Annotated in this window: 9 protein-coding genes and 2 pseudogenes; 9 read left to right on the plus strand and 2 right to left on the minus strand. The window is 34.8% G+C overall.

Annotation, left to right across the window (positions count from 1 at the left end):
• Positions 1 to 167: 167 nt before the first annotated feature.
• Complete coding sequence (uvrA, locus tag LEM02_RS04845) at positions 168 to 2,981, plus strand: excinuclease ABC subunit UvrA (protein WP_226080165.1); 2,814 nt, start codon at positions 168 to 170, stop codon at positions 2,979 to 2,981.
• Positions 2,982 to 3,032: 51 nt separating this feature from the next.
• Entirely contained in the window at positions 3,033 to 3,737 is a 705-nt protein-coding gene (locus tag LEM02_RS04850; RefSeq protein ID WP_226080167.1) for a ComF family protein, read from the plus strand.
• Between the two features lie 153 nt (positions 3,738 to 3,890).
• Here the strand turns inward: LEM02_RS04850 and LEM02_RS04855 are convergent.
• Positions 3,891 to 4,121: pseudogene (locus tag LEM02_RS04855) on the minus strand (transposase); the annotation flags it as partial.
• Positions 4,122 to 4,603: 482 nt separating this feature from the next.
• Here LEM02_RS04855 and LEM02_RS04860 point away from each other — a divergent pair.
• The 3 genes from LEM02_RS04860 to LEM02_RS04870 all read left to right on the plus strand — a co-directional run bounded on the left by LEM02_RS04860 (position 4,604) and on the right by LEM02_RS04870 (position 8,716).
• Positions 4,604 to 5,662 carry an ankyrin repeat domain-containing protein gene (locus tag LEM02_RS04860; protein ID WP_226080169.1) on the plus strand — a complete coding sequence of 353 codons (1,059 nt, stop codon included), beginning with the start codon at positions 4,604 to 4,606 and terminating at the stop codon, positions 5,660 to 5,662.
• A gap of 317 nt (positions 5,663 to 5,979) precedes the next feature.
• A complete protein-coding gene (locus LEM02_RS04865; RefSeq protein ID WP_226080171.1) occupies positions 5,980 to 7,341 on the plus strand; it encodes an AAA family ATPase in 1,362 nt (453 codons plus the stop codon).
• A 496-nt stretch (positions 7,342 to 7,837) separates the two neighbouring features.
• Positions 7,838 to 8,716: a hypothetical protein gene (locus LEM02_RS04870; protein ID WP_226080173.1), complete on the plus strand. Its 879-nt coding sequence runs from the start codon at positions 7,838 to 7,840 to the stop codon at positions 8,714 to 8,716.
• Positions 8,717 to 8,776: 60 nt separating this feature from the next.
• On the opposite strand, the gene LEM02_RS04875 is transcribed toward LEM02_RS04870, so the two are convergent.
• The gene (locus LEM02_RS04875) at positions 8,777 to 9,610 is read right to left on the minus strand and encodes a transposase family protein (protein WP_226080175.1); all 834 of its coding nucleotides are present in this window, start codon (positions 9,608 to 9,610) and stop codon (positions 8,777 to 8,779) included.
• A gap of 69 nt (positions 9,611 to 9,679) precedes the next feature.
• Between LEM02_RS04875 and LEM02_RS04880 the strand changes: the two are divergent.
• From LEM02_RS04880 to LEM02_RS04895, 4 genes and pseudogenes are all read left to right on the plus strand, one after another.
• Positions 9,680 to 11,998 (plus strand): annotated as a pseudogene (locus tag LEM02_RS04880) (glycoside hydrolase/phage tail family protein); the annotation flags it as partial.
• Positions 11,999 to 12,041: 43 nt separating this feature from the next.
• Entirely contained in the window at positions 12,042 to 12,893 is an 852-nt protein-coding gene (locus tag LEM02_RS04885) for a hypothetical protein (RefSeq protein WP_226080177.1), read from the plus strand.
• 84 nt (positions 12,894 to 12,977) lie between these two features.
• Entirely contained in the window at positions 12,978 to 13,436 is a 459-nt protein-coding gene (locus tag LEM02_RS04890) for a hypothetical protein (RefSeq protein WP_226080179.1), read from the plus strand.
• Between the two features lie 67 nt (positions 13,437 to 13,503).
• Positions 13,504 to 14,130 (plus strand): hypothetical protein, encoded by a 627-nt coding sequence (locus tag LEM02_RS04895; protein ID WP_226080181.1) that lies wholly within the window; start codon positions 13,504 to 13,506, stop codon positions 14,128 to 14,130.
• Positions 14,131 to 14,182 lie beyond the last annotated feature (52 nt).

A 14,182-nucleotide genomic window follows, 5' to 3' on the forward strand; every position in this document is an offset into this window, starting at 1 on the left:
TTTGTTGTACGAACTACCTTGGCGAAAATAGATGTTTATATAGTTATGTGGCAAAATGTTTTGCACTAGTTGTGCTATCTCGTTTTCCGTAATAGTTGAAAAAATTAGTGGAAAGTTGTTGTAAGTTTATGTATTTTGAGGCTGTAATGGTCAAAGGTACATGAAGTATGATCAGAGTTAAAGGTGCAAGAGAGCATAATTTGCAGGGTATTGATGTCAATATACCAAAAAATAAGTTAGTTGTTATAACTGGACTAAGTGGTTCTGGTAAGTCTAGCCTCGCATTCGATACGATTTATGCAGAAGGCCAACGCCGATACGTCGAAAGTCTATCGGCTTATGCACGTCAATTTCTTAATATTCAAGATAAACCAGATGTTGAGTCAATCACAGGCCTCTCTCCTGCAATATCAATTAATCAAAAGTCGATCTCAAAAAATCCAAGATCAACTGTTGGAACCGTTACTGAAATTTACGATTATGTACGTTTGATATATGCACGAGTAGGAATACCTTATTCGCCTGTAACTGGGTTGCCAATAACGAAACAGGCTGTATCTCAAATTGTAGATACTATTATAGCATTACCTTTAGAAACTAAAATATATATACTTGCTCCTATTGTGCGTGGCAGAAAAGGAGAGCACTTCAAAGAGATATTGGAAATTAAAAAGCAGGGTTACGTCAGACTAAAAATAGATGGTGAAACATACAATATAGATGACTTGCCTAAACTCGATAAAAACAAGAAACATGATATTTTTGTTATTGCAGATAGAATCTCCATATCAGATGATATAGGAAATCGACTACCAAGCAGTGTAGAATCAGCATTGAGGCTGGGCCATGGCTTAATGTATGCAGAAATAGTGAACTTACCTGATAACCACAATTCCGAGTATAAAAATGGTCAAACTTTAACTTTCTCAGAGAATTTTGCATGTCCTGAGTCTGGCTTTACTCTTGAAGAAATAGAGCCAAGATTGTTTTCTTTTAACAGCCCCTACGGTGCATGCAGTTCATGCAATGGGCTCGGTAAAAAACTAAGTGTTGATGCAAAGCTAATAGTGCCAGATGAAACGCTCTCAATATCTGAAGGTGCTTTAAAGCCAATTGGATCAATATTCCGTCAAGTGCATACAAACTATGGATTGCTAAAAAATACAATTCTATCACTGGCTGAAAATTACAAATTTAGCCTTGATGTTCCGTGGAAGAATATAGATCAAAAAGTGAAGGATTTAATACTTTTTGGCTCTAGAGAAATGAAATTTCAAGGTTTGGTCAGTATCCTAGAACGCCAGATGGATTACGATGCATCACTTATTGATAGGTATTGTTCTGTTACTGACTGCAAAGAATGTGCTGGCTATAGATTAAGAAAAGAAGCACTTACAGTGAAAATTGACGAAAAACATATAGGTGAAATATCAGGGCTCAGCATCGACGAATCCCTCAAGTGGTTTGGAAATTTATCAGACAAACTTGCAGAACAACAAAGGCAAATTTCAAATAAAATATTAAACGAAATAATCAAAAGGCTGACATTTTTAAAGAATGTAGGGCTAAATTACCTTACACTTGACCGTGAATCTAGCACTCTCTCTGGTGGTGAAAGCCAGAGGATCAGGCTTGCTTCGCAAATTGGCTCTGGTTTAACAGGAGTGCTATACGTGCTTGACGAACCCTCAATTGGCCTTCATCAATGTGATAATGATCGATTAATTGCCACACTTAAAAATCTGAGAGACATGGGTAATACTGTGATTGTTGTTGAACATGATGAAGACACAATAATGGCTGCTGATTATGTGATTGATATTGGTCCTGGAGCTGGTGTAAACGGAGGAAAAGTTGTTGCAGAAGGAACACCAGATCAGGTACAAAAAAATTCAGAGAGCATAACAGGACAGTATTTAAGTGGAAAGAAGGAAATTTCAATTTCAAAAAGAAGAAAGCAAACAACTCAGTTCATAAAGGTAGTTAACGCATGTGAGAATAACTTAAAAAATATAAATGTTGAATTTCCTATAGGGAATTTTATTTGTGTTACTGGAATATCAGGAGGAGGAAAATCAAGTTTAGTAATAGAAACACTATATAAATACTCAGCACAGAAGATAAATCATTCATCTGCAAAGCATGGTAAATGCGATAAAATAGAAGGCCTTGAGTATATAGATAAAATTATAGAAGTTGATCAGTCACCAATTGGTAGGACTCCAGCATCAAATCCAGCAACATATGTTGGTATGTTTACTCACATCAGAAATTGGTTTGCAGGTCTCCCAGAGTCGAAGGCACGAGGTTACAATGTAGGCCGATTTTCATTTAATACCAAGGGAGGAAGATGTGAAGCTTGTAAAGGTGATGGGCATTTAAAGATCGAGATGCATTTCCTACCGGATGTTTATGTGAAATGTGAGCAATGTAGAGGACAGAGGTATAACCGAGAAACATTGGAAGTTACTTACAAGGGAAAATCAATTTCTGATGTGCTTGATATGACAATAGATCAAGCATGTGACTTTTTTGAAAATCTTCCAATGATAAAGGAAAAGTTGATTTCTTTACAAGAAGTAGGGCTTGGCTATATAACGCTTGGACAGTCGTCAACAACGTTGTCCGGGGGTGAAGCACAACGAATAAAGCTGTCTAAGGAACTATCAAAGCGATTTACCGGGAAAACATTGTATATTCTCGATGAGCCAACAACTGGGTTACATTTTGAAGATGTAAATAATTTACTGAAAATACTCCATAGGCTAGTTGATTTAGGAAATACTGTTATAGTTATTGAGCACAATTTACATGTTATAAAAACTGCTGATTACATAATAGATATTGGTCCAGAGGGTGGAGTAAAAGGTGGCGAAGTGGTTGCTGTAGGAACTCCAGAAAAAGTTGCACAGACTCCAGAAAGTGTTACAGGCAAGTATCTTAAAACATATTTATTGGATCAAGTATCGACTATTTCTTAATAATTAGGTTATGAGGAATATTTTAAAAGGTATACCTAGCATATTTAATTCATGAATCTTCTCTTACTAAAGAAAGCTACAGATCTCATATTTCCAAACGCATGCGTAAGTTGTGAACGTATAATTGATAAAAGTTATGATTTATGTAGTGAATGCAACAAAAAAATCAATTTTTTAACTAAGCATTACTGTAATGTTTGTGGTGTAGTAATTCCAGATAACATTTATACATGTGGTAAGTGCATCAGCAACCCTCTACCATTTAAAGTATTAAGATCAGTTTTTGCTTATGATGAACATAGCAAAAATATGATTATAAATTTTAAATTTTTTGATAACTTAAATTATGTGAAAGTCTATGCAAAGTGGATGTACAAAACTAACAAAGACATATTTCAAAATGCAGAGGTCATAATTCCCATACCGCTACATAAAATACGCTTATTTAAACGTAAATATAATCAAGCAGCATTGCTCGCGAAGGAATTAAGTAAGTTATCTCATTTATCTTATACACCATTTCCAATAAAACGTATTCGTCACACTGTACCTCAAGCTGGTCTTTCACTTAAACGGCGTGAAAAAAATTTGAGAGAGGCTTTTAAAATAAACAACAGCGAAATTATCAAAAACAAAATCGTGATATTGGTTGATGATGTAGTAACAACTGGCGCAACTGCAAGGTCTTGCTCTCAGGAAATTTTAAACTCTGGTGCAAGAGAAGTGAGAGTGCTATCGCTTGCAAGAACTGTGTGAAAATCAGCTAAGGTACAACGTTTCATTTTTAGTAAAGGTTTAGTGTTTTACTTTACAAATTCCTCTCAAAAAATCCAGTTATAGTGTATGCTGGGTCTATAGTTATAGCTCTTTTTCTAATAGTTCGAATAGCTGGATATTTTTTCTGGCTCAATTTTTTATAACAAACCAATGGTTTGATTAAAATCAGGAGAATATGGAGGCAGATATATAACTTCAGCACTGACACTTTTAACAAATTCACTTATTTTCTATGAAAAGTTGCATTATCCAAAATCACCCAGCAAAAAGCTTGAACTAGCTATTAAAAACGTCTGTATCGCAATAGCCTTCAAAAATCATAGGTGCCATAATTTTTCCCTTATTCAAAGCTGCAATCATATTTTTGAATACTCACTGCATTCAGAAAAAAATAGGTACATGCTAGTGTAATAGCACTGGATATAATAATTGGAACAAGTAAAAAAGCCTCTATTAGCTTTCTTACAGAGCTGGCTGGTTTAATGCTGTTATTATTCAATGATGCAAAATAATTTTCACTAAGGTTGGCCATCCATTTTGCGCCAGATAAGACCCTCTCACTATTTTTTTAGATAAGTTGACTTGTATTTGCTTTCCCATGTTTATAATCATGCTAATAATAAATATGATAAGATCAACATAAATTTTTTACTTCCGTGTTTTTTCTGTTGTTGTTTATAATGGCTATAGTTACATCACATATTTCTTCCAATTAAATGTATCAGTTATTTATTGTAAATTACTGACTTTTTCAATGGTTTCTTTTTTTAAATAATTCCTAAAAATGTGTTTACTTTTGTTTTTAATTGTGTAGTAACTGCATCGTAAAGTTATAGGAGGTAAAGATGAATTTTGAAAATCTGAAAAAAATATTAAGTGCAATTGATAAAGATGAAAGTGTAAATAAAGATAACGTAGTTAATAAAATAAAAGAGGTATTGCGAAGGGAAGATACAATAGCGTATCAAGAGTGGGAAAGTAAAAATTTTAATGTAAATCATATATTTACCCAAAGTAATCCTGATGCTAAATTTACATTGTTAATTGCAGCTGTAGCAGCTGGCTGTAAGGATTTAGTGAATGTTTTATTAGATAGCCATGCGGATGTTCATGTAGAAGATGAAAATAGAGAGACTGCTTTGCATCATGCCGTTTATAGTCGATGTGTAGGTGTAGTAAATGCTCTGCTGGATAGAGGTGCGGGTGTTAATGTAAAAGATAGAAATGATCGGACTCCTTTACATTATGCTACTATATATAACTGCATAGATGTAGTAAATGCTCTACTGAATAGAGATGCGGGTGTTAATGTAAAGGATAGAAATGGTCGGACTCCTTTACATTGTGCTACTATGTATAACTTCATAGATGTAGTAGACGCTCTACTATACGGAGGTGCAAATACTAATATAAAAGATGGAAATGGTTCTACTCCTTTGCATTATGCTGCTAAAAATGGCTGTGTGCAGATAGTAAATGCTTTGCTAAGTAGAGGTGCAGATGTTTATAAGAAAGATAATTTTCAGAAAACCCCTTTATATTATGCCATTATAAATCACCAAGAAGGTACGGTAGAGGATATAAGAAGGTTTTTGAAAAGTAAGGTAGTAGGAGATAGTGTTGTTGTTGGTGGCTTAGTTGCCATATTAGGGAATTTTGTAGGAATGACGCTTTTTATAACCGAGACAATGGAAGGTACATTAACATCTGTTACGGCATTAATAGCTGTATCTGTATTAACAGCATTAACATCTGGTTATGCTAAATATCTAATATCAAAATTAGATAACGAAATAAAAGAAATAAAAGAGCGACAAAACGTAATGGAAGGGAGGCAAAGCTTAACAGAAGGGTGGCAAAGTGTAGATCTACAAAGCATATGTATACATAATGCTCTTTCGTAAATTTTTACTTCCGCACTTCTTTAGTGTTGCTTATGATAACTATAGATTTGGATTTTAATTAGAGGCTTTAATTACCTACTTTAAGTTATTGAATTTCTTATCATAGCATCTGTCATTCCAGTACCCTGGAATGACAGAAAAAGAACACTGAATTAAAAATACAACATACCATCTTATATCTTAATACTGCATAATACCTCGATCATAGATTGATTAAGGACACCTTGAGTTATCTCTTTAGTTAGTCTTGCTTTACTATGAAAAGCTTGTACTCTTTAAATGTATTATTTATAAATTAACTGTTTATAAGCTAAAATATGTCTAATAGAGCTAATATAACTTTTTTTATAGCTGGTGCTATTGCTTCCCTTGCATTAATTACATCTGGAGTTTTTGCTGTAGCTCCTTACGTTGCATTTTTATCTTCAGTTGCAGCTTTAAATATAGCTCCCCCTGTTATTTTTATTTTATTTGCGCTTTCTGCAGTAGTAATTGTGTTTTCATATAAAATGATTAAACAAAATAAAAAATCTCAAGAAAACTCGAAAGCTGAAGTTGAAGAGCTAAATAAAGAGTCAAGGAAAGAAGAAAATACGCTAGCTCCAATTAAAGAAGAATTAGAGAATGAAGAGGCTAAAGAAAATAAAAAGAAGCTTAGTGATCTAGAAAAAAAAGTCGAGAGAATTTCAGATAGTTTTGTAACGAAAGATAAAGTGGAGGGGTTAGAAAAAGTGGTTGGTGACCTTTCTGCACAGTTAATTAATAGTCCTGCAACAAAAAATGAAGTAGAAGCAAAGCTGAATATGGAATTTTACGCAAAAGGTGAAGAAAGAGGGTGGAATACAACATTTAGTGATATTATATTACCAAATGACATAAAAGAAAAATTGAAAGGGATTTGTGAGTTGCAAGGCAGAGGATATCTCTTGTACGGTCCACCAGGAACTGGTAAGACTAGTATTAGTAAGGCAATTGCAAATCAAACTAAATCTCTGTTTGCGTTTATGTCTATTTCTGCATCTTGCTTGTCTAATCAATCAAATATAGATCAGGTTTTTGAGAAAGCAGAGGCAAACAGTCCGTGTATAATTTTTATAGATGAGATTGACGGAATTGGTAAAAAGCGAACTGGTAATGAAGATGCAAAATTTTTAACTCAATTACTCACTAAATTGGATAAAGAATTTTTATCCTCAAAAAATATAACGGTGGTTGCTGCAACTAATTATAAGGAACATTTAGATCCTGCACTTATTAGGGGTGGTCGCCTAGATGTTCATATTAATATTCCTGCACTAGACGTGACTACACGTAGGAAAGTATTAGGAGAACGACTAAAAGAATTAAGCCCTAAAGATATTGAGACTATTGTAAATAATACTGATGGTTTTTCACCAGCAAATCTGATTGCTTTAATCGATCATATAAAAAAGAGTAAGCAAAAAGTAATTGAGGGCAAGCAAAGAAAGGTTCCTTTTTCCACTTTATGTAAAAATTTCAAGAAGGAACATAACATAAAAGATGAGCCAGATAAGAAATATCGTAACAGTAAAACTAAAAACGAGGGGTCGTCTGGAAGCTCATCCTCATCTAGAAGCTTATCTAGTAGAAGCTCATCAGTGAGCTCTTTATTGAGTGATGTATTTTCTCAAGGAAGTGCACAGCAAATCCGGCCATAAGGAGCATTACCACACAGTCTGGGATGACGCCATGCAAGTGACACAATTCGAATCATGTCATTCCAGTGCTTGACAATAGTTTTTATCCAGAAGGGTCATTGAACTTCTAAAAGGGTGTCATTCCAGTACTGGAATCCAGGAATTTTTTGAGCACGCAAGTTATACCAAGTTTTTTGTTGGTAAGAAAGGTTGGATCCCAGTACTGGGATGACAGAAAGAGGGCTACTCGGGTGACATCGAAGGGGCTACTTGCATGACAACAAAGGGGCTGCTTGCATAACTCAAATTCAAAGAAAAATTATTTAATGTCATTCCAGCGCGTGACGCTGGAATCCAGAAATAAAGAACAATGGATCCCAGTGTCAGCTACTCGGATGACATCCTTTTTTTCCTGGATACCAGCCGCATGACACTACTATATAGTAGGTCCCAATTTCATCCCAGTCTGGGATCTTCTTTCAAAAATTCAAAACAATCTATCAAAAAGGAGAATATTATGTCTACAATAATTTTATCATCAATTTTAAGTAAAGCGGGCAGTATTTTTGGGCCAATTGGCCAGATTGTTGGCTCAGAACTCGGTGCTCTGCTTGGTGCACAGCTTGATAATGCAATATTTGGTCTTGATGCCGAGCAAAAGATAACGCATGGGGCGAGGCTGAAAAATCTGCAAGTTCAAACCTCGACTTATGGCAAAGCAATTCCAATTATCTATGGCACTGCTCGCGTTGCTGGAAACATTATTTGGTCACAGCCAATAAAAGAGGAGGCGATAACCACTCAAAATAAAACAGGAAGAGGTATAAATATTACATATAACTACTATGCAACACTAGCAATTGCAATTTGCAAGGGGAAAGTAGAAAAATTAAATAGAATCTGGGCGGGTACAAAATCGCTTAGCTTTGACCAAATAGATTATACTTTTTACCACGGCAGAGAAGACCAAAACCCTATGTTATCAATTGAAGGTGAGAAGAATGTACCAGCTTATAGAGGAATATCTTACATAGTCATCAAAAATTTCCCTTTGGCAGACTATAGTAATCATGTTCCGGTGTTTACATTTGAAGTGCAAACTGCACTGAAGCTCAGTGGATTCTCAGTAGCAGAAAACATTAAAAATATCAATATCATACCAGGTTCAGGGGAGTTTGTGTATGATACGAAAATACAGAAGAAAATTGCACGAGAAAAAATAAGCAGTAGTCAATATATTCCCTATGGACCGACACAAAGAGTAAATCACAATAATCACACAAAAAAGAGCGATGCTATGCTTTCTTTGGACCAATTGAAGGAAAGTTTACCAAATGTTGAATGGGCATCGGTAGTGGTTAATTGGTTTGCAAGCAGTTTGAATATCAAAGATTAGACCTACTGCGAAACGGTATGGAACTAATTGAAGGATGAGTTAGGTCAACAGGAGGATCAATTAAAACTCATGTTTGAGGTTTAGCAGACCAGCAATTATGTTAAATCTCATGTTGTATTTCTTCTGAAAATTGCGATAGGTATGCGACATGATTTTAAAAACCTTAATTTCACGAATTTTATGCTCTACTCTCATTCTAAATGATGCCAGCTTTCGATTGTGCTCTTTTTGATCATCGGTCAGCGATTTTTTTCGATACCTTTTATATGGAATTACAACGTTACTCTGCAATTTTTGCCACCCTTGATAACCAGAATCAGCATACTTTATATTCTCTTTTGGCAACATTCTTTCCTGTTTTCGTATCTTAAAATCATGAATTCGACCTCTGTGTGACTTTGACACTGATAGAATTTGTCCATCGTCTCTTATAATGATTTCCGTTTTCATTGTGTTTAATCTTTTCTTTCCGGAGTAAGACAATTTTCTTTTCTTCCTATCTTTTGGCCGTTGTATTGGTTGTTCTGTAACATCTGCTAATATCTTCAAAATTCTTTCTGGAGTCATAGTTCTGTCCTTTTTTATTGAGATTTTTTTAGCCAAAAGAGGTTCCATTTTTTTGAGTAATCGGCAGATGTTTGAGTTATGCAAGTTGAATAGGTAGCTCAAGAATCGGTGCGTTATGTAAGTTCGATAATATAGAATTATACAGAGTATTTTATCTTCCAATACAGGCAATCTTGACGTTCTTCCATGGCATTTCTTCTGTTCTTGAACTTTTTCCCACTCTGGGCGCACTTTTTCTACAACCTTTTCGAATTCTTCTATTTTCAAACCTGTTACATCTCGAAAATTTCTCGGATGTTCTTTTAGATTATGGTAATTTAAGCTCATCTTCCCTCTCTATTCTCTTGCTATACCTCCTATTTTATAACAATTCCCTCTCTTTTGCAGCAGGTTTATTGTAAAATATATCCTGCAGTTGAATTTCAAGACGATTCTGCTATAGTGCCTGATGATTGGCAAGTAGGAAATATAACCAGAGATAATGCCCAGCTTATTTCAAAGGATGATAATGGTAATCCAAGATATGGCGGTACAGTTAGTGATGCAGCACCAATAAGATATATAGAAGAGCTGCATAGCAGAGGTTATAAGGTAATGCTCTACCCAATGTTCTTGCTTGACACAAAAAACAAAGAGTGGCGAGGAAAATTGGGCGGTACTCCTCAGGATATAAGTGATTTTTTTGAGAATCAGTATAGCAAATTCATAGGGCATTACACGAGCATTGCCAAACAAACTAAAGTGGAAGGGTTTATCATCGGATCTGAATTTGCGCAGCTCACCAGAGTAAAAGATGTAGAGGGTAACTATCCCGCAGTAGCAGAGCTAGTTAAAGTTGCAAAGCAAGTAAAGCTTCAGCTTGGAAAAGAAGTAAACGTAACTTACGCTGCCGATTGGAGTGAGTATCATTCATATGATGGTTGGTATAATATGGATGAACTATGGTCTTCAGAGTTTATCGATGTTGTTGGCATCGATGCTTATTTTCCACTCACCGATGGCGAAGAACCTCCTTTTGGCTATTCTGCGAAAGATGTAACGGGTGGTTGGAGCAGTGGGGTAGGGTATGATTATTTTTACGATTACTCAAAAAGTGATCCTGAGAAAATAAAGTATAATGACAGTAAATATGCGTGGAAAAATATCGAGAAATGGTGGAGTGAAGTTCATGTAAATCCTGATGGTAGTAAAACAAAATGGCAACCAAAAATGAAAAAAATATGGTTTACCGAGTATGGATTCCCCAGTATGAACGGCTGCACTAATGAGCCCAATGTGTTTGTTGATAAAGGTAGTATAGAGAGTAAATATCCACGATACTCAAACGGAGAGGTGAGCTTTCTTTCGCAGAAAACTGCAATCGAAGGAACATTAAAAAAGTGGCAAAGCTCAGAAATGGTGGAGAAAATGTTCCTCTGGGCGTGGGATGCAAGGCCGTTTCCTTATTTTCCCAACTTGTGTGACATGTGGGCTGACTGCCATAACTGGCAGACCGGGCACTGGATTCAGGGAAAAATTTTACAACTTAATATTTCTGATGTTTTGTCTGATCTGTTGCAAAAAGTAGGTCTCAAAGGCGATCAGTCTGATACAAGTGATGTTAAAGGATTACTATCTGGGTATGTAATAAATGATCAGCAACCCGTACGCTCAATTATTAAAATGCTGCGAAGGTGCTATTTTTTTGATGTGGTTGAACAGAACTCAAAACTGGAATTTATTCAAAAGGGCAGGGGAGTGACAACTGAAATACCAATTGGCGAGATGGTTACCAATAACGTTGCAAAACTTGTTAATATTAGTCAGCTAGATTTAAATAGTAAAGTCAATATTGTCTATTTTAACCGCAATTTTGGCTATCCAATTGATGTGAAATATGCTGAACTCCCAAGGCAGGGCAATGCTGCAACAGTTCCAATACCGCTAATTATGGAAGAGGGTGAGGCGCAAAATATAGCTGAAGTTTTACTTTATTCTGCGTGGCAAGAGAGAAATATATACAACTTTAAGCTACCGATAAAATATGCATGGCTTTTACCAAGTGATGTAATAGCAATTTCAGATGGCGAGAAAAGACATACGATGAGAATTATAAAAACAAAGTTTGAAAGCGTGTCCATTCAAGTAATGGGAGTTGGTTATGATCCCTCTATATACAAGCTCTTCTTTCCTTCAACAAGATCACTTATGCTTAAAGAATACCCTCCTTCTCACATCAGTAAATCTATCGTAGAAATGATAGATTTACCGCATATTAAAGGTAATATCGCAAATTTTGCTTTAATTGGTGAAGAGGAAAATTGGAAAGGAGCAACACTTTTTATTTTGTATGATGATAAAGATTATAAGCCTATCGCAAGTGCAAATATACAATCTACTTACGGATATATAATGGAATCTAGCAATGAGGAAATTGTAGTAGTATTACGCTTTGGCAAGCTGGATGCAACTGCATCAGCACTCGTTGGCAAAGAGATAATAAAATTCCAAAATGCTGAGCTTATAGGTAAAAACAAATATAAGCTTAGTGACCTAATTAGAGAACAAGAGGGCACTAAGAAGTATGAACACACCACAGGTGAGAAATTCATTCTACTTGATGATTCAATAGTTTCTTTTGAAGTGCAAGAAGGAAGAAAATTTTACCTAAAAGCAGTCACTTATGGTGATTCATTAGATAATACGGAAGCAAAAATTCTAAAAGTTGACAATTAATAGAGTATTTGCTAACATTAATATAAATAACGTGTAATATAATATGTCAAAAAAAGTAGTTAATACATTGAAATCTGAAATAAAAAAGTTCAAATATGCTGATTTCAAAGCTAAAATTAAGGATGAAGTAATTTCTGGTAAGGGAACATATACGGATCTTAATAGAATGGACATTACTATTAATGGTAAATCGATCAATCAAAGGTTTATCATAGGTTTGTACTCAAAACACAAAAATCTAATTCTGAAAGATGAAAACGGAAAAGAGGATTATCGTCCACTTCTTAAAGAAGTTTTTAGAGAGATGTTTATGCATGCTGATGCAACGATTCCCAATTCATCTATTATTGAAGAGTTGATAGATAATTATTATCAAGGTGGATATATTTCTCCTGCTGCTTTTATTATGAATCAAACACTTGGTTCGTTAAAATTGTGCACAATGGGTGGCGGCTCAACAAACAAGCAATATATGAGTTGTTACCAACCCGATTGTCTAAAACTTAATTTCAGTATGAAATGTACAAATATGTGCGACATTGACATGTATAATGAGGTAACGTGTGATTTATCCAGTTCAGTAGAATTTAAACTGAAATGTCAGGATGGAAATATGACATATGAAGATGGTAAAGTGCTGCTTACAATTCCTAAAGAGTTAGAAGATTACAAAGCTGGTGATGGCAGTCTGCTTGATAAGCTTACTGATATTATTAATAAGATTGTTGAATATTTAAAAAAGCTCTGTGAGAAATTGGGCTTTAAGTTTGATACAAAAATAGAGTACAATTCTGAGCGTAATATAAACATAGAGTACAACCTTGGCAAGCCACTGCTGGTGATAGATGAACCAGATATATATGCTGTCAATGGCTTAAGGCCCAAAGTACAGTAAAATTATCTTCTTTTAAAACAATACATAAGCAAAAATTTCTTGGTTGAATGTTTTATTATGCCGTGAATGTTGTGAGGTAAAATAATGACTGGCGATGTAAAAAAGCTATCGAATAAAGCACCAATAATACTAACTTGGGTACCAAGAGTATATGGTGCATCTTTACCTGATGGTAAAAACAGTGACCTTAATTACTTAGATATAATAAAAAATCATAAATTAATAAATAAAGAGGAAAGAGACATATATTTGGTTATCAACGGTCCAGGATTTGAGCAAAGTAAAATAGATGATCTGAAACATGAGCTTGGGGAAATTAAAGGGGTGCATGTTGTAGACTTACATCAATATAATTGGAGCAAAATAGATCAAGGATGGAAGATAGATGGAAGGGATATCAGTATAAAAGACTTCTTTAATAAGATGTATGAGATGAAAGAGGAGGAAAGGGTGTATTTTGCCGTTGAAATAGATACCTTTAGATTAATTGCTCTTGCTCTTTCAGAAAAAATGACAGGAGAGAAAGGTGCAATATATATATAGACTTTGATTCTTTGAAAGCCATTGACACTCATATAGGAAAAGACATAACGATATTTCTAAGGGAATTTTGCTAGGGCAAGTTACTGCACATGTTAATCAAGAGAGCGGCAAAATTATTAAAACGGATTTAAATAATGACTTGATTGCAGTAAGTTGTCCAAGTATAGCGATTAATATTTTAGCTCAATATAAAAGAGAAATACTGAGTCAAGAAAAAATGTGCTATGAGTTGGCAGAATGTTTATCTCGGTTTATGCAAAGAGAAGAATCACAATTTTTTACCGCATGTAAAAGATTGGAAGAAGAACAGCTATGGGATGATGAGACGAAGAGATTAGTGAGGGTTATTAAATACGGATTAAAGAAGATAGAGTATACAATAGGTGATCTCAAAAATGGTGAGATAAGAAAATTATATGAGCCACGGGTGTTAAGGTATATGCAACATCGTGAAGTAAGTATGAATTTGGGTCAATTTTATACTGTAAAAGTAATTCATGGTGAATTAATTGGTCAAGACGAAAGTAAACTGAAGCTGTTTTGCTTCGAAGAGAACAATGGCAATTACGTTCATATAATAGATAGTGACCTATCTTGGGCGAGAAGAGCAAACTTATACCATAAGCAGGTAAAAAGTGAGTTAGAAAAAGTACAAGTAGATCAGATGGAATTGGAAGATCTATCGTTAAAGTAATCAAGTGCAAACTCGGAAGAAATTCAAGTTACAGTTCATAATCTATATTAGT

Origin of the sequence: Wolbachia endosymbiont of Tribolium confusum, from assembly GCF_020405475.1 — a bacterium.
Taxonomy (GTDB): domain Bacteria; phylum Pseudomonadota; class Alphaproteobacteria; order Rickettsiales; family Anaplasmataceae; genus Wolbachia.

What these genes read in the sequence shown, in the direction of transcription:
- uvrA (WP_226080165.1), top strand. Translation starts at nt 168, where the DNA reads ATGATCAGAGTTAAAGGTGCAAGAGAGCATAATTTGCAGGGTATTGAT.
- LEM02_RS04850 (WP_226080167.1), top strand. Translation starts at nt 3,033, where the DNA reads ATGAATCTTCTCTTACTAAAGAAAGCTACAGATCTCATATTTCCAAAC.
- LEM02_RS04860 (WP_226080169.1), top strand. Translation starts at nt 4,604, where the DNA reads ATGAATTTTGAAAATCTGAAAAAAATATTAAGTGCAATTGATAAAGAT.
- LEM02_RS04865 (WP_226080171.1), top strand. Translation starts at nt 5,980, where the DNA reads ATGTCTAATAGAGCTAATATAACTTTTTTTATAGCTGGTGCTATTGCT.
- LEM02_RS04870 (WP_226080173.1), top strand. Translation starts at nt 7,838, where the DNA reads ATGTCTACAATAATTTTATCATCAATTTTAAGTAAAGCGGGCAGTATT.
- LEM02_RS04875 (WP_226080175.1), bottom strand. Translation starts at nt 9,610, where the DNA reads ATGAGCTTAAATTACCATAATCTAAAAGAACATCCGAGAAATTTTCGA.
- LEM02_RS04885 (WP_226080177.1), top strand. Translation starts at nt 12,042, where the DNA reads ATGTCAAAAAAAGTAGTTAATACATTGAAATCTGAAATAAAAAAGTTC.
- LEM02_RS04890 (WP_226080179.1), top strand. Translation starts at nt 12,978, where the DNA reads ATGACTGGCGATGTAAAAAAGCTATCGAATAAAGCACCAATAATACTA.